This window comes from Amorphus sp. MBR-141 (genome assembly GCF_053628695.1).
The window spans coordinates 298,201-318,645 of record NZ_JBRJGW010000001.1 but is presented as its reverse complement, the minus strand read 5'-3'; the positions used below and the strand labels follow the sequence as shown (position 1 = coordinate 318,645).

Annotated in this window: 17 protein-coding genes; 8 read left to right on the top strand and 9 right to left on the bottom strand. The window is 69.7% G+C overall.

What is annotated here, in order from left to right; translation table 11 throughout:
• Positions 1–25: 25 nt before the first annotated feature.
• The 4 genes from ACSSVZ_RS01450 to ACSSVZ_RS01435 all read right to left on the bottom strand — a co-directional run bounded on the left by ACSSVZ_RS01450 (position 26) and on the right by ACSSVZ_RS01435 (position 5,370).
• Positions 26–973, bottom strand: coding sequence for a Bug family tripartite tricarboxylate transporter substrate binding protein (locus tag ACSSVZ_RS01450; protein ID WP_453967814.1), 948 nt, complete (start codon positions 971–973; stop codon positions 26–28).
• A gap of 85 nt (positions 974–1,058) precedes the next feature.
• Positions 1,059–3,236, bottom strand: coding sequence for an acetate--CoA ligase family protein (locus ACSSVZ_RS01445; RefSeq protein WP_453967813.1), 2,178 nt, complete (start codon positions 3,234–3,236; stop codon positions 1,059–1,061).
• Positions 3,233–4,390 carry an acyl-CoA dehydrogenase family protein gene (locus ACSSVZ_RS01440; RefSeq protein ID WP_453967812.1) on the bottom strand — a complete coding sequence of 386 codons (1,158 nt, stop codon included), beginning with the start codon at positions 4,388–4,390 and terminating at the stop codon, positions 3,233–3,235. The genes ACSSVZ_RS01445 and ACSSVZ_RS01440 overlap by 4 nt, the downstream gene beginning before the upstream one ends.
• A complete protein-coding gene (locus ACSSVZ_RS01435; RefSeq protein ID WP_453967811.1) occupies positions 4,387–5,370 on the bottom strand; it encodes an IclR family transcriptional regulator in 984 nt (327 codons plus the stop codon). The genes ACSSVZ_RS01440 and ACSSVZ_RS01435 overlap by 4 nt, the downstream gene beginning before the upstream one ends.
• A gap of 286 nt (positions 5,371–5,656) precedes the next feature.
• Here ACSSVZ_RS01435 and ACSSVZ_RS01430 point away from each other — a divergent pair, with 286 nt between their 5' ends.
• The 4 genes from ACSSVZ_RS01430 to ACSSVZ_RS01415 all read left to right on the top strand — a co-directional run bounded on the left by ACSSVZ_RS01430 (position 5,657) and on the right by ACSSVZ_RS01415 (position 9,947).
• Positions 5,657–6,646 (top strand): TRAP transporter substrate-binding protein, encoded by a 990-nt coding sequence (locus ACSSVZ_RS01430; protein ID WP_453967810.1) that lies wholly within the window; start codon positions 5,657–5,659, stop codon positions 6,644–6,646.
• A 144-nt stretch (positions 6,647–6,790) separates the two neighbouring features.
• Positions 6,791–7,318, top strand: a complete 528-nt coding sequence (locus ACSSVZ_RS01425; RefSeq protein ID WP_453967809.1) for a TRAP transporter small permease — start codon at positions 6,791–6,793, stop codon at positions 7,316–7,318.
• Positions 7,311–8,621, top strand: coding sequence for a TRAP transporter large permease (locus ACSSVZ_RS01420; protein WP_453967808.1), 1,311 nt, complete (start codon positions 7,311–7,313; stop codon positions 8,619–8,621). The genes ACSSVZ_RS01425 and ACSSVZ_RS01420 overlap by 8 nt, the downstream gene beginning before the upstream one ends.
• A gap of 291 nt (positions 8,622–8,912) precedes the next feature.
• Positions 8,913–9,947, top strand: coding sequence for a 3-keto-5-aminohexanoate cleavage protein (locus ACSSVZ_RS01415; RefSeq protein ID WP_453967807.1), 1,035 nt, complete (start codon positions 8,913–8,915; stop codon positions 9,945–9,947).
• A gap of 43 nt (positions 9,948–9,990) precedes the next feature.
• On the opposite strand, the gene ACSSVZ_RS01410 is transcribed toward ACSSVZ_RS01415, so the two are convergent.
• The 3 genes from ACSSVZ_RS01410 to ACSSVZ_RS01400 are packed head-to-tail and all read right to left on the bottom strand — an operon-like array spanning position 9,991 to position 13,755.
• A complete protein-coding gene (locus ACSSVZ_RS01410; protein WP_453967806.1) occupies positions 9,991–10,929 on the bottom strand; it encodes a winged helix-turn-helix transcriptional regulator in 939 nt (312 codons plus the stop codon).
• Between the two features lie 19 nt (positions 10,930–10,948).
• On the bottom strand, positions 10,949–12,196 hold the full coding sequence (locus ACSSVZ_RS01405) for a CaiB/BaiF CoA transferase family protein (protein ID WP_453967805.1): 1,248 nt from the start codon (positions 12,194–12,196) through the stop codon (positions 10,949–10,951).
• 2 nt (positions 12,197–12,198) lie between these two features.
• Positions 12,199–13,755, bottom strand: coding sequence for a carotenoid oxygenase family protein (locus tag ACSSVZ_RS01400; protein WP_453967804.1), 1,557 nt, complete (start codon positions 13,753–13,755; stop codon positions 12,199–12,201).
• A 355-nt stretch (positions 13,756–14,110) separates the two neighbouring features.
• Here ACSSVZ_RS01400 and ACSSVZ_RS01395 point away from each other — a divergent pair, with 355 nt between their 5' ends.
• From ACSSVZ_RS01395 to ACSSVZ_RS01380, 4 genes are read left to right on the top strand one after another with little or no spacing between them, the layout of a single operon-like run.
• Entirely contained in the window at positions 14,111–14,860 is a 750-nt protein-coding gene (locus ACSSVZ_RS01395) for an alpha/beta fold hydrolase (RefSeq protein WP_453967803.1), read from the top strand.
• A 38-nt stretch (positions 14,861–14,898) separates the two neighbouring features.
• Entirely contained in the window at positions 14,899–15,891 is a 993-nt protein-coding gene (locus ACSSVZ_RS01390; protein WP_453967802.1) for an NAD(P)H-dependent flavin oxidoreductase, read from the top strand.
• On the top strand, positions 15,891–17,603 hold the full coding sequence (locus ACSSVZ_RS01385; protein ID WP_453967801.1) for a class I adenylate-forming enzyme family protein: 1,713 nt from the start codon (positions 15,891–15,893) through the stop codon (positions 17,601–17,603). The genes ACSSVZ_RS01390 and ACSSVZ_RS01385 overlap by 1 nt, the downstream gene beginning before the upstream one ends.
• 20 nt (positions 17,604–17,623) lie before the next feature.
• Entirely contained in the window at positions 17,624–18,865 is a 1,242-nt protein-coding gene (locus ACSSVZ_RS01380) for an acetyl-CoA acetyltransferase (protein ID WP_453967800.1), read from the top strand.
• A gap of 34 nt (positions 18,866–18,899) precedes the next feature.
• On the opposite strand, the gene ACSSVZ_RS01375 is transcribed toward ACSSVZ_RS01380, so the two are convergent.
• On the bottom strand, positions 18,900–19,514 hold the full coding sequence (locus ACSSVZ_RS01375) for a glutathione S-transferase (protein WP_453968023.1): 615 nt from the start codon (positions 19,512–19,514) through the stop codon (positions 18,900–18,902).
• 88 nt (positions 19,515–19,602) lie between these two features.
• Positions 19,603–20,322, bottom strand: coding sequence for a GntR family transcriptional regulator (locus tag ACSSVZ_RS01370; protein ID WP_453967799.1), 720 nt, complete (start codon positions 20,320–20,322; stop codon positions 19,603–19,605).
• Positions 20,323–20,445: the final 123 nt, after the last annotated feature.

Genomic DNA, 20,445 nt, shown 5'->3' with positions numbered 1-20,445 from the left:
GGGCTTCATCCTCGCCGGCGGGCCGCTACTTCAGGACCCGCTGGATGATCTCGCCGTTGGTGGCGCTGCCCTCCTCGACGGCCTGCTTGACGCCTTCGCTGTCGCGGAACTGCACGAGGGTGCCGAGGCTGGCGAGCGTCTCGATGAAGCGCTCCTTCTCGGACGTCTGCTTGCAGGCGTCGACCAGCTTCGCCTTGGCGTCCGTCGGGATGCCCTTCGGCGCGAAGACGCCGCCCCACCAGGAGGCGGTGGTCGGGAAGCCCTGCTCGACCGAGGTCGGCACGTCCGGCGCGGCATCGACGCGCTCGTCGGCGAACACGGCGACGGCATCGAGGTCGTTCTTCGAGACGTTGGAGATGATCGCCATGTAGAGGTCGACGTGGCCGCCCAGCAGCGCCGTCACGCCCGGGCCGTCACCCTGGAAGGGCACGTGCTTGATCTGGATGTCGGTGTCCTGGAGGAACTTCTCCATCGCCAGGTGCGGCAGCGAGCCCGGTCCCGGCGAGCCGTAGCTGAGCTCGCCCGGATGGGCGCGGGCGTAGTCGACCACGTCCTTCAGGCTCTTGAACGGCGAGTCCGGCTTCACCGCCAGCGCCTGCGGGCTGTAGAACAGCTGGCAGATGTAATCGAAGTCCTCGATCGAATAGGGCGTCTCGCGCATGTGCGGCTGGTTGATCAGCGGCGCCGCCGGGACCACGCCGATGGTGTAGCCGTCGGGGCGCGAGCGGGCGAGCTGGGCCGTGCCCACCGTGCCGGCGCCACCGCCGACGTTGGTCACCGGCATGTTGGTGCCGAGGATCTCCTCGAACTCGCGGGCGGCGGCGCGGGCCATGGTGTCGGTGCTGCCGCCGGCCGGGAACGGCACGATGACGGTGACCGGACGCGCCGGGTAGTCGGCCGCGACCACGGCGGCCGGAGCGAGGATGGTCGCCGACAGGACGACGGCGGCAAGGCGGCTCGAAAGATGCTTCACGGGGTGTCTCCTTCCCATTTCAGGTCTCGTTGTGTCCGGCGGGTTGTCGTCCCGCCTTCTTCAGGCTTGCTTGGCTGTCCGGGCGTCAGGCCCGGCCAGCCGCCGGCACCGGCTCCGGCGCGGCCACATGGGCCACGCAGTCGCCGGCCACCACCCCCGCCCCGTCCGTCTGGACGAAGAGCGGGTTGATCTCGATCTCGCGAAGAGGTCCATCGGCGGAGGCGATCTTGCGCGACAGCCCGGCGATGGCCTCGGCAAGCGCGTCGACGTCGCAGCGCGGGCGCCCGCGAATGCCGGCGAGAATGCGCGCCACCTTCGTCTCGGCGATCATCCGGCGCGCCTCGTCCGCGTCGATCGGCGCGAGCCGGAACGCCACGTCGGAGATCACCTCGGCGAGGATGCCGCCGGCCCCGACCATCACCATCGGCCCGAAGACGTCGTCGACCCGCGCGCCGAGGATCACCTCGACCCCGCCGGCGACCTGCTGCTGCACCAGCACCCGGGTTGCCACGCCCGGCTCGGCCTTGCCGCCCGCCTCGGCGATCGCCGCGAAGGCGTCGCGGACCTCGGCGTCGGAGCAAAGGTTCAGCCGCACGCCGCCGATGTCGGACTTGTGGACGATGGTCTCCGACAGGAGTTTCATCACGACGGGAAAGCCGAGCGCGCCGGCCGCCGCGACGGCGGCGTCGGCGGTGTCCGCCACCGCCTCCCCCGGCGCGACGATGCCGGTCCCCGCAAGCTGACCCTTGGAGTCCATCTCGTTGAGGGTGCGCACCGGCCCGGCCGGACCACGCGGCCCCTCCGGCAGCGCCAGCGCCGGCCCCGCGGCCGCCACCGCCGCACCGAAGCGGGCGATCGCCGACAGCCCGCGGATCGCCCGTCCGGGCGTCGCGAACACCGGGATGCCGGCCGCCGCCAGCGTGTCGAAGGCGGCCCGGTTGTCGGCCTGCGCGGCGTTCCAGGCGACGACGATCGGCGTCGCCACGCGCGTGGCGAGCGCCGCCAGCGCCGCCGTCATCGTCACCGCCGCCGCGCCCGCCGTCGCGGCCAGCGCCACCGCCAGCATGTCGACGTTCGGATCGGCCACCACCGCCTCCAGCGCCTCGCGCAGCGACTCCGGATCGGTGAGCGCGCCGGCGGTGACGTCGAGGGGATTGGCGATCGAGGCGAAGGCCGGCAGCCGCGTGCGCAGGTCGGCGAGCGTCGCATCCGCGAACGGCTCGATCGACAGCCCGAGCTCCTCCGCCCGGTCGGCCATGGCGACGCCGGCCCCACCGGAGATCGTCACGATGCCGACGCGCGGCCCGCCCGCCCAGCGCTTCGGCGCCAGCGCGCGGATGCAGTCGGCCATGTCGCCCACGTCGCCGGCACTGATGATGCCGAGCTGGTCGAAGGCGGCGCGGTAGAAGCGCGGGTCACCGGCGAGGTTGGCGGTGTGGGAGGCGGCCGCGTGGGCGCCAGCCTTGGAGTTCCCGACCTTCCACAGCACGACCGGCACGTTGCGCGCCACCGCCTTGGCGGCGATCCGGCGCAGCGGCACCGCGTCCCGGAAGCCCTCGATGTAGCCGGCGATGACGCCGATCTCGGGATCGTCGAGCATGCCGTCGATCAGATCGAGGGCGTTGGTGTCCACCTCGTTGCCCGTCGAGGCATAGCGGCGCATGCCGATGCCCTCGTCGCTCATGCCCATCACCAGCGAGTTGCCGAACGCGCCGGACTGGGAGACGACGCCGACGGAGCCGGGCTTGTAGGTGAGCCGGTAGGGCGGACCGAAGCCGACATGGATGCGCTCGGCGACGTTCATGATGCCCTGGCAGTTCGGCCCGATCAGCCGCACGCCGGCGTCGCGCGCCGCAGCAGCCAGCTCCGCCTGCAGCGCGATGCCCGCCTCCCCCGTCTCCGCGAACCCGGAGGCGAACACCACCGCGAACGGGATCCCCTTGCGCCCCGCCGCCGCGACGACGCGCGCCACGTGGGCCGCCGGCACCGCGATCGCCACGAGATCCGGCACTTCCGGCAGCGCCGCGATGTCGGGGAAGCAGGCGAAGCCGTGCACGCGGTCGTATTTCGGGTTGATGGGCAGCACGGTGCCGCCATAGCCGTGGTGGATCAGGTTCTCGATCACCTGGCTGCCGACGGCGCCCGGCGTTTCCGTGGCGCCCACCACCGCGATGGCGCGCGGCCGGAACAGAAGGTCGAGATCGAAGCCCCGCTCCGCGCCGGCTCCCGCGTCCGCGTCCATGACCACCGCCTCCGCGCTCATGCGCCGGCCCGCCGCAGCGTCTGCTTGACGATGTTCATCTGATGGATCTGGCTGGTGCCCTCGTAGATCCGGAACAGCCGCACGTCGCGGTAGTAGCGCTCGATGGGGCTGTGGTCGGCCACATAGCCGGCGCCGCCGAACACCTGGACGGCGCGGTCGGCGACCCGGCCGCACATCTCCGAGGCGAAATATTTGCAGATCGACGCTTCCAGCGCGATGTCGCGGCCTTCGTCCCGGGCCCGGGCGGTCTCCAGGATCAGCGCGCGGGCCGCATGGATCTCGGTCTGGCAGTCGGCAAGCAGCGCGCTGACGAGCTGGAAATCGATGATCGGCTTACCCGACTGCTGGCGCGTCCGGGCATGCGCCATCGCCAGGTCGAACATGCGGATCGCCGGTCCGGTGCAGAGCGCCGCCAGGTGGATGCGCTGCTTGTTCAGCACCTTCATGGCGGTCTTGAAGCCGAGCCCCTCGACCCCGCCGATCAGGTTCTCCGCCGGCACCCGGCAGCCCTCGAACGTCACCTCGCCCACCGGCGAACCCGACTGGCCCATCATCCGGTAGCCGTCGCTGGTGGAAAGCCCCGGGGTGCCGCGCTCGACGATGAAGGCGCTGACGCCGCGGGCGCCGGAGGTCTCCGGATCGGTGCGGGCGAACACGGTGAAGAGGTCGGCGATCGGCGCGTTGGTGATGTAGCACTTCATGCCGTCGAGCACGTAGGCGTCGCCGTCGCGGCGCGCCGTGGTCTCGATGGCGGTGGCGTCGGAGCCGGCGTTCGGCTCCGTCAGCGCCAGGCAGCCGGTCGCCGCGCCGTTCGCCAGCCGCGGCAGGAAGCGGCGCTTCTGCTCGTCGGTGCCGTCGGCCACCAGCGCCTCGGATCCGATGCCGGTGTTGGTGCCGACGCGGGCCCGGAACGCGACCGCGCACTGGGACAGCTCGAGCGCGCCGAGAATCAGCTCCTCGGTGGTCAGGCCGAGGCCGCCATATTCCTCCGGGATCGACCAGCCGAAGAAGCCGCGCGCCGCCATGTCGGCGACGATCTCGTCCGGAATCCGGTCGTCTTGCGCGACCCGGTCCTCGTTCGGATGGGCCACCTCGCGCACCCAGGCGTGCACCTCGGCCAGCAGCGCGTCGAGTTTCTCGGTGTCGCGGATCATGCCGTCCTGCCTGTCATAGAAGGGGTGTCGCCGCCGGAGAGGATGCCGCGCGTGCGGGCGACCAGGTCGTCGCCGATGGCGGCCAGCTGCGCCGGCGAGGTGCGGAAGATCGGCATCATCACGCCCAGCACGCCGGCCACCTCGCCCTCCAGCGTGAAGACGGGAACCGCCACCGCGGCGGCCCCCTCCACGCGCTCGCCGATCGAGACCGCATAGCCGCGCGATCGGATGGCAACGAGCTCCTGGCGAAGCGCATCCACGTCGACCTCGAAGCGGGTGAACAGCTTCGGCGAGAGGGTGGTGAGGTAGGCGTCGACCTCGTCGCCGGGCAGTTGCGCCAGTTGCGCCTTGCCGGCCGCGCCGACATAGAGGGGAAACCGGGTGCCGGCATCGAGCACGTAGCGCACCGGGCGCGGACAGGGCAGCACGTCGACCACCACCTGGTTCCAGCCGGACCGCCGAAACCAGGTCACCGTCTCCTCGTAATGGTCGGCCAGGTCGCGCATCAGCGGCCTGAGCGCGGCGAGCTGGGCGTTCTGGCTGAGCACCGGGCGCGCATAGGCGAGGATGCCCGGCGAGATCGCCCAGGCGCCGTCGCTGCGCGCCTCGACCATGCCCGCGTCGGCGAGCTGGGTGAGCGCCGAAACCACCTGCCCGTCGGTGAGGTCCATCCGGGCGGCCAGCGCCGCCGCCCCCATGCCGCCGGCGCCGGCGGCGGACACCTCCTGCAGCAGGCGCAATCCCTCGTGGAGCGTCCGGGTCATCCCGCCGCTCAACGGCCGCCGGTAGCGCTTCTCGGCATCGCGCTCGAGGTAGCCGTTCGCCTCCAGCGAGCGCACGATCCGGTGGGCGATCGTGGTGCCGGTGCCGATCGCCTCGGCGATCTCCGACGTCGACAGCGGGCGGCCGGCATCCGAGACGGCCCGGACGACGTCGAAGGCACGCTGCAGCGTCTGAAGCTGGTTCTTGGGTTCCGGCATTTCCCCCACGCATTCCGATTATCGGTTTTTTCCGATATTAGGAATGCGGCCGCAAACCGTCAAGCCGGCATCAGGGATTTGGCAGCGCAGACGGGACCCGGCACCCTGCGCGCAGCCGAAGATGCCCCGGCCGCGCCGGCGCCGCCCGCCTCGCCCGCCGCCGGGCGCGACATACACTTGCATAACTAGACGGCCACATCTAAGGTCTGATTATAAAACGAATGCCGCGCCGGAGCGCCTCGCGCCCCGATCAACAGGCGGCCAAAGCTCGGGAGGGAGACCCCATATGAAACTTCGGCACACCGCCTTCGTCGCCCTGGCGCTCGCCTGCAGCACCGCCGCGGCCGACGCCAAGGAGCTCGCCTTCGCGACCTTCGTCTCGCCGACCTCGACCACGGTCAAGGAAGTGCTCGAGCCGTGGATCGAATGGTTCAATCAGAACGCCGGCGGCGACACCACCATCAAGCTCTACGCCGGCGGCACCCTCGGCCGCAGCCCGGCCGCCCAGCCGAAGCTCCTGAAGGACGGCGTCGCCGACCTGACGATCATGGTCCCCAGCTACTATCCGGGCGTCTATCCGGACTTCGACATGTTCGAGCTGCCGGGCCTCGCGCGCAGCTCCGCCGAGGCGAGCGGCGCCGCCTGGCAGCTCTTCCAGGACGGCAAGATCGAGGGCCTCGACGATTTCAAGGTGGTGTCGATCTACACCTCCGCCCCCTACGCGGTGCACTCCACCGCCGACGTGAAGACGGTGGACGACCTGAAGGGCCTGAAGATCCGCGCCGCCGGCCCGGTGCAGACCGCCGTCCTCACCTCGCTCGGCGCCGTGCCCCAGGCGATGAGCCCGACCGAAATGGCGGAAAACATCAACCGCGGCCTGCTCGATGGGGCGGTGGCCGACTGGTCCGTCGCCGATTCCTTCAAGGTCATGGAAGTCACCGACAACCACTACAACGCCCGTCTCGGCGTGCTGCCGTTCGTCGTCGCCATCAACAAGGACGTCTACGAGACGCTCCCGCCGGAGGCGAAGAAGGCCATCGACGAGAGCGGCGAGCGGCTGGTCAAGCTGCAGGGCGACAGCTTCGCCAAATTCGAGGCGGAGGCCATCGCCCGCACGAAGGCCGAGGCCGGCCAGACCGTCGTCGAGCCGAGCGACGCGGACATCGCCGAGATCCGCGCCCGCACCAGGCCGGTGCGCGACGAGATCGTCGCCAAGAACGGTCCGGACGGGCTGGAGGCCTACGAGGCCCTGCTCGAGAAGATGCGCGCCAACTGACGCGCGCCTGGCAACCGGCCGGAATCGCGCCACGCTGGCGCGGTTTCCGCCCGCATCCCGCTCCGCGGTTTTCGAATCGATCACGTTTCATGAGATCAGGTCGCGGCGACCTGATCTCGCGGTGATCCAGAGCATCGGCCCTTCATGTTCGATGAGATTGAAAGTCGGCTGTCGCGCGTCTCGAGGGCCAGCGGCATCGTCGGGATCGGCGGGCTGCTGCTGGTCGCGGTCCTGACGGTTGCCGACATCCTGGCCCGCTGGCTCCTCGGGGCGCCGCTCGCCGGCATCGACGACGTCACCAAGCTCGCCATCATCGTGGTGATTTCCGCCTGCTTCTCGGCCGGCCTGTTCGAGCGCCGGCAGATCCAGATCCGCTTTCTCGGCGCCCTCCTCGGCCGCCATGCCTCGGCGGTGCTGGACGCCTTCGCGGCGCTGGCGACCACGCTGATGTTCGTGCTGATCACCTGGCAGATGGGCGTCTACGCCGGCGAGGTGACCCAGTCCGGCGAGACCACCTTCCTGCTGCGCATCCCGGTCGGCCCGATCTGGTGGGCCGCCACCATCTTCTTCGGGCTCTGCGTGCCCCTCCAGGCCGTCGTCGCCCTCAGCGACATCGCCCGCATCCCGTCGGGTGCCGCCCGCCCCACCAGCCAGGGCCGCGATCATGGATAGCGAAGTGATCGGGCTGCTCGGCCTCGGCCTGATGTTCGTCCTGATCGCCGTGCACGTGCCGATCGGCGTGTCCATGGCCCTGTCCGGGCTCGTCACCTTCGGGCTGCTGCGCAACTTCGGCGCCGCCGTCTCCCTGTTCGGCACCGAGACCGTGGGCAAGCTCGCCAGCGCCGATCTCGCCATCGTGCCGCTGTTCCTGCTGATGGGAGGGTTCGCCACGGCGGGCGGCCTGTCGGCGGATCTCTACCGGATCGCCTACGCCTTCGTCGGCCACGTGCGCGGCGGGCTCGCCATGGCCACCATCGGCGGATGCGCCGGCTTCGGCGCCATCTGCGGATCGTCGGTCGCCACCACCGCGACGATGACCCGGGTCGCGCTCGGCGAGATGATCCAGCGCCGCTACGCCGAAACGCTGGCGACCGGCTCGATCGCCGCCGGCGGCACGCTCGGCATGCTGATCCCGCCGTCGATCATCTTCGTGCTCTACGCGGTGCTCACCGAGCAGTTCGTGCTCACCCTGTTCGTGGCGGCGCTGCTACCGGCCGTGCTGGCCGTGGCGCTGCACGCGGTGGCCGTGCGCCTCTACGTGCTCGTCTATCCCGAAGCCGGCCCGGCGGGCGAGCGCACCAGCATGCGCGACCGGCTGAAGATCGTCCTGGACGGCTGGGCGGCGATCGCCCTGATGGTCACCGTCACCGGCGGCATCTACGCCGGCGTCTTCTCGGTCACCGAGTCGGCCGCCGTAGGCGCGGCGCTCGCCTTCGCCATCGCGCTCGGACGGCGCAGGCTGAGCTGGCGGGAGTTCTGGAACGTCCTCAGCGAGACCGCCGCCACCACCTCGATGATCTACATCATCGTCATCGGCGCCTCGATCTTCACCTACGCCATCACGCTGTCGCAGCTGCCGGAACTGCTGGTCTCCAGCATCAGCGGATCCGGCCTCTCGCCCCTGATGATCATCCTGCTGCTGATGGTCCTCTACCTGATCCTCGGCTCCATCTTCGACACCATCTCGTCGATGATCATCACCCTGCCGTTCGTCTTCCCGCTGATCCTCAGCCTCGGCTACGACCCGATCTGGTGGGGCGTCATCAACGTCATGGTCATCGAGATCGGCATGATCACCCCGCCGATCGGCATGAACGTCTTCGTCATGAAGGCGATGGTGCCGAACGTCAGCCTGTCGACGATCTTCCGCGGCATCATGCCGTTCCTCGCCGCCGACCTGGTCCGGCTGATGATCCTGATCCTGTTTCCGATCATCGCGCTGTGGCTGCCCAACATGCTCGACCTGGCGCGCTGACGCGGCCGCCGATCCGGCAGACCGCCCGATCGGCCAGCACCGGCCTCGAAACCTGGAGCGGTTCGATTGGGCAACGCTGAACGGCGCCCAGGCTACGGGCGGCCGGCCATCATACCCACGAGAGCCACGCTCAGCGGTCCAAACGCCCGGCAAGACCTTGGAAACCGTGTGAGCGTGATCGCTCGCCATAGATAGTCTAGTTGTGAAACCAATGCGCCGATGCTAGGCTCCGGACCGGCCGTCGGGAACGGCTTTCCCCCTGTCATTGGCGCGCGAACCAGAGGTGAAACCATGCCCAAGAGCGACACGTCCGGCATCAACATGGACCGCGTGGCCAAGTGGACCGAGCGGGAGAAGCTCAACACCTACTGGCGGCCCTACGGCTTCCCCCAGGTGATGAGCGCCGACCGGTCGGCGTTCACCTCCGCCCGGCAGATGCCACGTTGGGACGTGCCGGAAAAGGCGATCGTCTCCACCGCCATCAACGGCGCCTTCTTCACCAAGGCGGAGAACCCCGCCCAGCCGATCACCGCCGAGGAGATCATCGCCTCCGCCGAGGAGTGCATCGCCGAGGGCGCCCAGATCATCCATGTCCACGCCCGCGACCAGCGCGGCTTCAACGTGCTCGACACCGGGCTGTTCACCGAGATCCTCGGCGAGCTGCGCGGCCGCCACCCGCAGGTCGCCTTCGACGCCTGCCTGGTCGCCGTGAACGACGCCGAGAGCGCGGAGCTGGAGGCGATGCTGAAGACGAAGCTCGTCGATGCGGTGCCGGTGAACACCACCGCCGTGATCCTCGGCGACAACCTGTTCGTCAAGCCGCCGCACGCCATCATCGAGAAGACCCGGCTGGTGCTGGAGGCCGGCATGACGCCGCAGCTCGCCGTCTACACGGACGGGGACGTGGACAACGCCCGCCGCTTCCTGATCGAGCCGGGCCTGCTCGGCGGCGGCCTGACGTGGCTGGTGCTGCCGGGCCTCCCGGGCTGCTCGCCCATGTGGAGCACCGAGACGATGATCGACGGCCTGCAGCGCATGGTCCGCCTCATCCGCCACGTCGACCCAAGCGCCCGGATCGTCGTCTGCACCGGCGGCCGCGCCGGGCTCTACCTCGCCAACCTGGCGCTGATCATGGGGCTGCACGTGCGCGTCGGCATGGAGGACACGGTGTGGAAGTGGCCGCACCGCGACGACCTCATCGAGAGCAACGCCGAGACGTTCCGCACCGTGCGCCAGATGGCCGAGGCCCTCGGCCGCACGCTGATGCCGGCCGACGAATACCGGGCGACCTCCACCCCCGCCAAGGCCCTCAAGGCGGCGTCCTGACCGGGTGAATTCGCCCCGCCGGTGATGGCGGGGCACACGCCCCTCAGGCCAGCGGCTCACCGCCGGCCTTTTTGGGCAGATCGACCTCCCAGGCGCGCACCGTCATGCCGCAATGGGCGCAGACGTAGCGGGCGTCCAGCACGTTCTCGCAGCGGTGGACCAGCACCTGCGGCACGCCGCTGCTTCCCGACAGCCACCGGTCGCCCCAGCCGGTCAGGCTGAGGAAGACGTCGAACAGCCCCTCGCCCCGTTCCGTGACGTGGTAGTCGATCCGCCGGCCCTCGCTGGCGGAATCGATCAGGCCCAGCTCGGTCAGCTTCTTCAGGCGCGACGACAGGATGTTGGAGGCGATCTCCAGCTCGTTCTTGATCGCCTGAAACGAGTTGACGCCCCGGAAGATCGCGTCGAGCACCAGGTTGCTCCAGCGGTCGCCGATGACGGTGGTGGCCACCATGCGGGAGGGCTCCACCCCCGTCGACTTGGAGAACGCCGCATCGTTCATCCGCGAATGGCGGGCCGCAGGCTTCGGGTCGAAGCCGCTGCCCTCGCCCGGCTCCAAACGAATCTCGGCCCGCACGACCGGATCTCCGCACTCGCGGCACACCAGCCGCACGTCCAGCAGGTGTCCGCAGGGCTTGTGCAGCAGGTCGCCGGGCAGGAAATGGGTGCCGATGTCCCAGCGCTTGTGCCAGGCCCAGACGGAAATGATGAAGTCGTAGAGATCCAGCCCCTTCGGGGTCAGCCGGTATTCCTGGACGATGGTCCGGTGCAGCACCGGCTTCTTGTAGAGGATGTGGTGGTCGGCAAGCGCCGCCAGCCGAAGCGCCAGGGTCTGGCGCGGAATGCCAAGGCTCTCCTGGAACTCGTTGAAGCGCCGGACGCCGAGGAACGCCTCCTTCAGGAGAAGCACCGTCCAGGCATCGCCAACGACGTTGAGCGCGCGGACCAGCGAGCTTGCCTGGATCTGACCGCTGTCGCTCATCGCCTGTTGCCGTATCTCCTCAGCCGGCTTCGGCGGAACCGTCGAAGAGCAGGCCGTCGCTCAATAGCCGGTCGATCGTCCCGCGATCAAGACCGGCCTCTTCCAGCACCACGATGCTGTGCGCTCCGAGCCGCGGCGCGGCGCTGCGCACCTGAACGGGGCGGCCGGAGTAGGTGACCGGCTGCTGCAGGCTGGAAAGCGCAGAATCGCGCAGATTCGCGCAGTCGTGCGCACCCCAGACGCACTCGCCCGCGATGTCTGCGCTTTCCAGCGCCTGGCGGGGCGAAAGCACAGGCGCCACGGGGATCAGCGCTGCGCGCAGGAGGTCGACGCACGCGGCCGTCGTGCGCGCCGCGCACCAGTCGGCCATCGCCGCATCGAGCTCGGGATAGGCATCGCCGCGCGCCTCGTCGCTGCCGTAGCGCGGGTCGGCGATCCACTCCTCGCGCCCCAGCAGGCGGGCGGAACGGCGGAACATCCCGTTGCCGATCACCTGCACCAGGATGTGGCCGTCAAGAGTGGCGTAGGTGTTGGCGGGCGCGGCCAGCTGGGCCCGGTTTCCGGTCCCTTCCCGGCCCAGCGCCAGGTGGGATTCCTCGATGAGATTGCCCGCCATCATGAACAGCGCGTTGCCGGCAAGCGACGTTTCCACATGGGTGCCCTCTCCCGTCCGGTCGCGCTCCCGCAGCGCCGCCAGCGTTGAAAAGGCCGACATCGCCGCGGTCATGTGATCGACGAAATGTACGTAGGATTTCCGGGGGTTACCGTCCTCGCCGCTCATGTGCATGGCGCCGGAGACGGCCTGCCCGATGCCGTCGAAGCCCGGCAGATCGGCGAGCCCGGAGCCGGTTCCGAACGCGGAGCAGGTGACCAGCACCAGGCGCGGATTGAGGGCCTTCAGGCGCTCGAAGTCGAGCCCCATCGCGGCGCGCGTCGGCGGCGGCAAGTTGGCCACCACCACGTCGGCCTCGGCGATCAGCGCATCGAGCGCGGGACGGGATGCCGGGTCGAACGGATCGAGCGCCAGCGAGCGCTTGTTGCGGTTGACGTGGAGATAGACCGCACCGCCCGGCAGATCGGCCGCCAGCGGCTGCACCGTGCGATCGGCCGATCCCTGCGGCCGCTCGATGCGGACGACATCGGCGCCGAGATCGCCGAGCATCGCCGCGCACAGCGGCCCGGCGATGAACTGCCCGAAATCGAGCACCCGGATGCCGGCAAGCGGCCCGCCGGCCGGCTCCCCGCGCCGATCGTCAGCCCCGGTCACCGTCACTCGAAGATGTCTTCGCCCGGCACCCAGGTCGTGTGGAAGCCGGCGGAGATCCGGTGCGGGATCTTCACCCGCGCGATGGGCCCGTCGCCGATGTCGGCGGCGTCGAAGACCAGGCACTCGGAGCTCCAGTCGTTGGTGTCGGTGGTGAAGGTGACCGCGTAGGCCGCCTCCTCCGGGGTGTCCTTCGTGGCGCCCTTACGCGGCGCGATCGGCGCCTCGTTGCCGTAGACGCCATCGCCGTAGTCGAAGCGCTGGCTGGCGCCGGTCTCCAGATCGTAGCGGACGATGCCGTCGAAGGTCTGGCACTGGCCGACCGTCGATCCATCCCGCGCGAGCGGGATGACCTGGTTGAAGGAGATGCGCGACTTACGCCCCAGGAAGTTGTGGTTCGCTGTCGGGAACTCGGTGTTGAGATCGTCTATCGGCCCCTCGCGCACCTCGCCGGTGCGCATGTTGAACGACCAGCGATAGAGGACGTGGATGCGCCGGCGCTGGGCCATCATGGAGCCGAGCTTGCCGTCCTTCTGGTCGCGCTCGTAGCCGGGATCGGCCTGGCGGCAGCCGACCTGATGCACCCACTCGCCCTCTTCCCAGCAGTTGACCAGATGCAGGATGTAGCAGGGCTCCGCCTCGAACCAGCGGATCTCCGACGGCTGCCCCCGGCGGGGAATGATGCCGAAGCGCGCCGGGATGTCCGGATGGAAGCGGACCATCCGCTTGCCGTGCTGCCGCAGGATCTCGACGTCGTGGAAGAACGGCAGGTCGTGCAGGATCGCGTAGTGCTCGGTCAGGCCCAGGTCGTGGGGCGAGCGCGGACCGGGAATGTCGATCGCCACGTCGTGGACCACGTTGCCCTGCCGGTCGCCGACGCCGTAGCGCATGTAGGGCGGCTTGTCGCCGTAGCTGAAGAAGTAGAGCTCGCCGGTCCAGGGATCGACCTTGGAATGGGCCGACAGCGTGTGGGCGAGCTGGCCGCCGAAGGTCTCCTTGCCGCGGGTTTCCAGCGACAGCGGATCGATCTCGTAGGGGTCGCCGGCCATGTGCCAGAGCGACAGCAGGCGGCCCGCGTAGAAGATCACGTCGGTGTTCGACACATCCTTGATGGGCGAGCCGGGGAGCTTGAAATTGTAGGGACCGGCAATGCCGGGCCAGATCGCCTTGCCGGCGATGTCCTCGACGACGAACGCCTCGTTGCGGATGTAGCGCTGGCGGAACGAGGCCTTGCCGTCGCGGAAGTAGATCGCGCGCAGCTGCGCGTCGCCGTCATAGTAGTGGTAGCGGTTGGCCGGCGTGAAGCGCTGCGACGGGCCGTTCATGACGTAGGCACCGTAGAGATCGGCCGGCAGCTCGCCTTCCACCTCCAGATCGTCGGCGTCGTACTCGCGATCCGTCGGCGCGAACAGGCCGTGAAGATACGGGTGGTCGTAGGTCCAGATCCAGTCCGGCGCATCGGGCGGCGGCGCGCCATCGGGCGCCATCAGCCGCACGTTCAGCTTCGAGATCGGGAGATCGTGATTGTCGTGCCCCTCGTGAGCCCATTCACCCTTCAGCATTCCCGCCTCCATAAGTTTCGTAACTAGACTTAATTCGTTTGACGCGGGTGTCAATCGGCATATTTGGTCGCAACCGTGCCAAATGGGGGCCAGACGCGCCTCGGCTTGCCCTTTTCCACCGGTCACGGCGCCCCAGCTCAGACGTGCAGGGCGCCTGGTTGCATCCCCCGGAAGGTGCGGGAAGGTCACATTCTCCCAGAGGCCTTGTGTTATAATTCATTGACTTAGATCAAAGTCCCCCGAGAGTCCGCAGGCTGGCTTGAAGCCGATTTTGAGTTGGTCTAGTTTAGCAACAATAATTGCCGGGCGACGCCACGGGCCTGCGCGGCGCGGCGACAACGCCCAAGGAGACCCGATGACCGTCGGCCTGGTTTGCCTTCCCGGCCTGCTGTGCACCCCGGACGTCTGGGCGCCGGTGAGGCCGCTTGTCCCGGCTCCCGTGGTGGCGCCGGAGCTTCCCGCCTTCGACAGCATCGAGCGGATTGCCGCCCGCCTGCTTGCCGACCTGCCCGAGCGGTTCGTCCTGGTGGGGCTGTCCATGGGAGGCTACGTGGCGCTGGAAATCCTGCGCACCGCCCCCGAGCGCGTCGCCGGACTGGTCCTCGCCTCCACCACCGCCGCACCCGACACCGACCGGCAGAAGGCCGGCCGCCAGGTTGCGGTCGAACAGGCCCGCGCCGCAGGGATGACCCGCTTCGCCAAGGGGCTTGCGGGCTATCTCCTCGGCCCGGCCGCGAGCGAGGACCCCGCCATCCAGGCCATCCTTGTCACGATGGCGGAGCGGATCGGACTGGAGACGTTCGTTCTGCATCAGACAGCCACCGCCGCGCGGCCAGACGGCCGCGACCGGCTTGCGGCCATCGCCTGTCCGACTGCGGTGGTGGCCGGCGAGGCCGACCGGGTCACCCCGCCGGACAAGGCGCGCGCGCTGGCGGAAGAAATCCCCGATGCGCGTCTCGTCCTCGCCCCCGGTGCCGGCCACATGCTGCCGCTCGAGGCGCCCGCCGTGCTGGCCGAGGCGATCTCGACGATCCTCGCCGCCGCGTCGGCTCGAGAAACGGAAGAATTTGAAGCCACGTCCCGCCGGTCCGGTGTCACCCCGTGATCGGAAAGGGTCTGGCGCCCGCGACGGAGAGAAAGCCCATGCTGAGCGACACTGAAACCCGCACGCGGCTGCGCAGCCTGCGGCTTCCGGTCTTCGCCGCTCCCATGTTTCTCGTCTCCGGACCAGAGCTGGTGATTGCCGCCTGCCGTGCCGGCATCGTCGGCTCGTTTCCGGCGCCGAACGTGCGCACCGTCGAGGAGCTCGACGACTGGCTCGCCACGATCACCGCGGCGCTCGGCAATGCATCTTCGGACGGCGAGTGGCCGGTCGCACCCTGGGCCCTCAACCTCGTCACCCACAGCACCAACCCGCGGCTGCCGCTGGACCTTGCACTGGTGGAGAAGTACCGGCCGCCGATCGTCATCACCGCGCTCGGCAGCCCGGCCCCGGCCGTCGAGGTCGTGCACTCCTACGGCGGACTGGTGTTCGCCGACGTCAACAACCTGTTCTACGCCCGCAAGGCGGCGGCCGCCGGCGCCGACGGCCTCGTGCTGGTCTGTGCCGGCGCCGGCGGCCACACCGGCGAGCTGTGCAACTACGTCTTCGTCGAGGAGGTTCGCAGCTTCTTCGACGGCTACATCGCGCTGGCCGGCGGCATCGGCACCGGTCGGGCCGTGGCCGCCGCCGAGGTCATGGGCGCCGACTTCGCCTACATCGGCACCCGCTTCATCCCGACCACCGAGAGCCGCGCCGACGCCGGCCACCAGCAGATGATCGTCGCCTCCACCGCCGCCGACCTCATGGTGACCAAGGCCTTCACCGGCGCCCGCGCCAGCATGCTGAAACCCAGCATCGTCGCCCAGGGCCTCGACCCGGAGGTGATCGCCACCCAGACCGCCCGCATGAACTTCACCGGCCTGGAAGGCGCGGAGGTGAAGCCGTGGAAGGGCATCTGGGCGGCGGGCCAGGGCATCGGCTCGATCTCGGCCATCGAACCCACCGCCGCCGTCGTCGACCGGCTTTCGAGGGAATACCAGGACACCATCCGCACCGCCCACTTCGCCGGCGCGGCCGCCGCGAGCGCCGGCTGATGGGGCCTTATTCCGCGCAAACCATCTCGGACTATCGCAAGGCTGGCCTGTGGGGTGCCGACTCAATCCCGGTGCTGTTCGAGCGGAACGCGGTGGCGACGCCGGACCGGACCGCCGTCGTCGATCCGGCCAACCGCACGGCGCTCACCGACGGGCCGCCGCAACGGCTGACCTACGCGGAAATGCTGCGCGCGGTGGATGGGCTGGCGGCAACGTTCCGGGCCGACGGCATCGGCCACGGCGACATCGTGCTCGTGCAGATGCCCAACATCCACGAGCTGACGATCGTCTATCTGGCGGCGGCGAGCATCGGCGCGATCGTCAGCCCGGTTCCCGTCCAGTACCGCTCGCGCGAGCTGGCGGCGATCGTGAGACTGGTCGCGCCGCGCGCCTTCTGCACGGTGACGCGGTTCGGCAAGACCCGCCTGGCCGAGCAGTTCCTCGCCGGTACCGACTTCGACGGCGTCCTGTATGCGACCGGAAGCGGCCTGCCGGACGGCGCAAAGGACCTGGCCGCCGCCATCGCCGCGCCCGCCGATCGCGCCCCGGGCACGCGCAACGCCGACCCCGACAGCCTCTTCTCGATCTGCTGGACATCCGGCACCGAGGGTCAGCCGAAGGCGGTTCCGAAGACCCACAGCAACTGGCTGTGCAGTTCGTGGAGCGCATCCGAGGCGTCCAGGCTCGAAGAGGGCGATGCGCTTCTGGTGCCCTTCCCCTTCGTCAACGCCGCCTCGATCGGCGGCCTGATGATGCCGTGGATCCGCATCGGCGGCACGCTGGTGCTGCACCATCCGTTCGATTTCGAGGTCTTTCTCGACCAGATCGTCGCCGAGCAGGTCCGCTACACCATCGTCGCGCCGGCGCTGCTCGCCAGCATCCTCCAGCGCGACACCGACGACCGCGTCGCCCGGGCGCTGGCGCTGGTGCGCGCGGTCGGCACCGGCTCGGCGCCGCCGGACCCCTCCCACGTGGCCGCGTTCGAGCAGCGCTTCGACATCTCGGTGACCAACATCTTCGGGTCCAACGAAGGCATCCAGCTGGCATCCAGCCGGGCCGCAGTCCCCGATCCGGTGATCCGTTCCCGGCTGTTTCCCCGCAGCGGCGACACGTCCTGGAACGACCACGAACGCAGCGCCAACGGCTGCCGTTTCAAGCTGGTGGACCCGGAAACGGGCGAGCCCGTCACCGTGGCGGGCAAGGCCGGCGAGATGCGGATCGCCGGCCCATCGGTGTTTCCGGGCTACTATTCGCCGGACGGCTACGACCGGTCGATGTTCGACGCGGACGGCTTCTTCCGGACGGGCGACCTCTTCGAGATCGTCGGCGACGGGGCGGACGCCCGCTACATCCGCTTCGTGGGCCGCTCCAAGGAACTGATCGTGCGGGGCGGGATGAAGATCGCCCCGGCGGAGATCGATGCCCTCCTGGCCGCCCACCCGGACGTCGCCGAAGGAGCGGCCACCGCCTACTTCGACGACCGGCTCGGCGAACGCGTCTGCGCCGTCGTGGTCCCGATGCTCGGCCGGACGGTGACGCTCGCCTCGATCGTGGCGCACTGCGAGCGCGAGGGGCTCGCGGCGTTCAAGTGGCCGGAGCGGCTCGTCATCGTGGATGCGCTGCCCCGCAACCCGCTCGCCAAGGTGCAGCGCGCCGTCCTGCGCGAGGTGGTGGAGGCGGAACTCGGCAAACAGACGCAACGGACCGCCTGACGGCACAAAGGGAGGTCACCATGGGTTCGAGCGACGTCTATGTTCTGGGTGGCTACCAGACCGACTTCGCACGCAACTGGTCGCGGGAAGGCCTGGGCATCGCCGACATGATGGGGCAGGCCGTGGGCGGCGCGCTGGAGCGCACCGAGCTCGCGCCCGACATGGTGGACACCGCCCATATCGGCAACTTCGCGGCCGAGCTCTTCTGCGGCCAGGGCCAGCTCGGCGGCATCTTCGCGTCCCTCGACCCGGCGTTCTCCGGCCTTCCCGCCTCCCGCCACGAAGCCGCCTGCGCGTCGGGCAGCATCGCGCTGCTGGCCGCCGCCGCCGAGATCGAGGCCGGGCGCTACGACATCGCCTGCGTGGTCGGCGTCGAGTGCATGCGCAACGTGCCCGGCGACGACGCGGCCGGCCACCTGGGCGCGGCCTGCTGGCGCGGCCGCGAGGCGGAAGGCGCCCGCTTCGTCTGGCCCCACATGTTCGGCCGGCTGATGGACACTTACGCCGAGCGCTACGGCCTCGACTATGCCCACCTGATGCGGATCGCCGAGATCAACTACGCCAACGCCAGCCGCAACCCGGACGCGCAGACGCGCAACTGGCGGTTCGGCGAGAACGCGTTCCGCGCCGACGACCAGGAGAATCCGGTCATCGAGGGACCGGTCCGGCGCCAGGACTGCGGGCAGGTGAGCGATGGCGCCGCGGTGGTGTTCCTCGCCTCGCGCCGCGCCGCGGAGGCCCACGCCAGGCGAACCGGCGGCGGCGACGGCGCCCTGTCGCGCATCGCCGGCTGGGGGCACCGAACGGCGACCATGCGGCTTCAGGACAAGCTCGCCGAGGCGAACGGCGGGAGCCATGTCTTTCCGCATCTGCGCGCGACGATCGAGGATGCCTACCGGCGCGCCGGCATTTCCGCGCCGGAGGAGCTGGACGTCATCGAGACCCACGACTGCTTCACGATCACCGAGTACATGGCGATCGACCATTTCGGGATCACCGCGCCGGGCGAGGCGTGGCGCGCGGTCGAGGACGGCACCATCGCGGCGACGGGATCGCTGCCGGTCAACCCGAGCGGCGGGCTGATCGGGCTCGGCCACCCGGTCGGCGCGACCGGCGTGCGGATGCTGCTCGACGCCCACCGGCAGGTGACCGGCGACGCCGGCGCCTGCCAGGTGGCCGGTGCGCGCCGCGCCGCCACCCTCAACATCGGCGGCAGCGCCACCACCTCGGTGTGTTTCGTGCAAGAGGCGCTGTCCGCGTGACGGCGACCGGCGCCGCGGCGTCCCCGGGCCGATCTCAGCTCGGCATGGTGTCCCGCATCGACGGTCGCTCCGCGAACTCGGCGAACCAGGCCGCGAGGCGGGGGTGTCCGGACCGCCAGTCCTTGTCGGCGAAGCGAAAGTCGAGATAGCCGAGCGCGCAGGCGACTGCGATGCTGCCGGCGTCTGCCGCGCCGGTCGCGAGCTGGTCGATGCGGCGCGCCTCCAGGTCGTCCAGGCCGCTGTCGATCTTTTCCATCTGGCTGTCGGACCAGAGCTGCCAGCGCAGCTCCTCGGGCCTGAGCACGGTCTCGTAGCGGCAGAGCAGCGCCGCGCCGAGGATGGAGTCCGCAAGCGCCTCGAGGGTCAGGACGCGGAAGCGCTCGTCCCCGGAGGCGGGATAGAGGCACCCCTCCTCCGACATCGTGTCGACGTAGGCGCAGATGACGCGGCTGTCGAACAGCGGCGTTCCGTCGTCCAGCAGCGCGGTCGGGACCTGGCCCGACGGATTGTCGCGCACGATGGTCTGGTCGCGCTTCACCGGCCAGGCCTGCGACGGCAGCTTCTCGACCCGGTCCGCGACCTTCTTCTCGTGGGCGCAGACCATCACCTTGCGGACGAACGGCGAAGCGGGGGAGAAATACAGGCGCAGCGTCATGGGCGTTTCCTCTTATCGGTCATGCGGGTGGCGTGAAGGGCCGGCGCGACCGCGCGGTCCAGCGGAACGCGGCCGCCAGGCCTCATGGCGGCGTCGGCGCGCCGGCCGCGAGCAGCTTGAAGGCCGCATCGGGATCGGCCTCGAGGCGCGCGATGAGCAGATCCCCCGCATGGGCGACATGCTCGTACATCACCAGCGCGGCGCGCTCGCCGTCGCCGCGCCTGAGGGCGCGCGCGATGCGGTGGTGGTCGTCGTGGGAGCGGTGGATGACCTCGAAGTCGTCCCACAGGATCACCCGGTCGGAGACCATCGGCACGTTGTGGGTGCGATCGACGAAGTCCTTGAGAAACGGGTTCGTCGCCGCCTCCAGAATGCAGTTGTGGAAGTCGACGTTCATCTTCCGGTAGGGCGGCAGGCGCTCCGGCTCCAGGCGGCCGACCGACAGCAGGTCGTCGCCCTGGCGCACCAGCGTGTCCATCCGTTCGAGCAGGCGCGGCGGTATTCCGTTGCGCGCCGCGGCCCGGCACCCCTGCGCTTCCAGCACCGAACGGATCTCGAAGACGCTGCGGATGCTTTCGACCGAGAACTGCTTCACGCGGTAGCCGCGGTTGGTCTCGTAGTCGAGCAGGCCGTCGCGGGCGAGCGTGGCCATGGCGGTGCGCAGCGGCGTGCGCGACAGGCCAAGCAGCTCCGAAAGTTGATCCTGATGGACGCGCGCGCCCGGGCGCAGCTCGCCGGACCGGATCATCTCGCGCAGCATCGCTGTCGCCGATTCCGCGACGGTCCCGCACTTCTCTGCCATCGCCTCCTCCCCCGCCACTCAATGCCAACCATGCCCGCGGGCAGCCCCCTGCGCAAGCGCCGCCGGCAGATAATGGATCCATAATGCCTCTATTCAACGAAATCCAGTTGACATGATGCCGAC

Coding starts and splice junctions, on each gene's coding strand:
- ACSSVZ_RS01445 (WP_453967813.1), bottom strand. CDS start 3,236: ATGAGCGCGGAGGCGGTGGTCATGGACGCGGACGCGGGAGCCGGCGCG.
- ACSSVZ_RS01440 (WP_453967812.1), bottom strand. CDS start 4,390: ATGATCCGCGACACCGAGAAACTCGACGCGCTGCTGGCCGAGGTGCAC.
- ACSSVZ_RS01435 (WP_453967811.1), bottom strand. CDS start 5,370: ATGCCGGAACCCAAGAACCAGCTTCAGACGCTGCAGCGTGCCTTCGAC.
- ACSSVZ_RS01430 (WP_453967810.1), top strand. CDS start 5,657: ATGAAACTTCGGCACACCGCCTTCGTCGCCCTGGCGCTCGCCTGCAGC.
- ACSSVZ_RS01425 (WP_453967809.1), top strand. CDS start 6,791: ATGTTCGATGAGATTGAAAGTCGGCTGTCGCGCGTCTCGAGGGCCAGC.
- ACSSVZ_RS01420 (WP_453967808.1), top strand. CDS start 7,311: ATGGATAGCGAAGTGATCGGGCTGCTCGGCCTCGGCCTGATGTTCGTC.
- ACSSVZ_RS01415 (WP_453967807.1), top strand. CDS start 8,913: ATGCCCAAGAGCGACACGTCCGGCATCAACATGGACCGCGTGGCCAAG.
- ACSSVZ_RS01410 (WP_453967806.1), bottom strand. CDS start 10,929: ATGAGCGACAGCGGTCAGATCCAGGCAAGCTCGCTGGTCCGCGCGCTC.
- ACSSVZ_RS01400 (WP_453967804.1), bottom strand. CDS start 13,755: ATGCTGAAGGGTGAATGGGCTCACGAGGGGCACGACAATCACGATCTC.
- ACSSVZ_RS01395 (WP_453967803.1), top strand. CDS start 14,111: ATGACCGTCGGCCTGGTTTGCCTTCCCGGCCTGCTGTGCACCCCGGAC.
- ACSSVZ_RS01390 (WP_453967802.1), top strand. CDS start 14,899: ATGCTGAGCGACACTGAAACCCGCACGCGGCTGCGCAGCCTGCGGCTT.
- ACSSVZ_RS01385 (WP_453967801.1), top strand. CDS start 15,891: ATGGGGCCTTATTCCGCGCAAACCATCTCGGACTATCGCAAGGCTGGC.
- ACSSVZ_RS01380 (WP_453967800.1), top strand. CDS start 17,624: ATGGGTTCGAGCGACGTCTATGTTCTGGGTGGCTACCAGACCGACTTC.
- ACSSVZ_RS01370 (WP_453967799.1), bottom strand. CDS start 20,322: ATGGCAGAGAAGTGCGGGACCGTCGCGGAATCGGCGACAGCGATGCTG.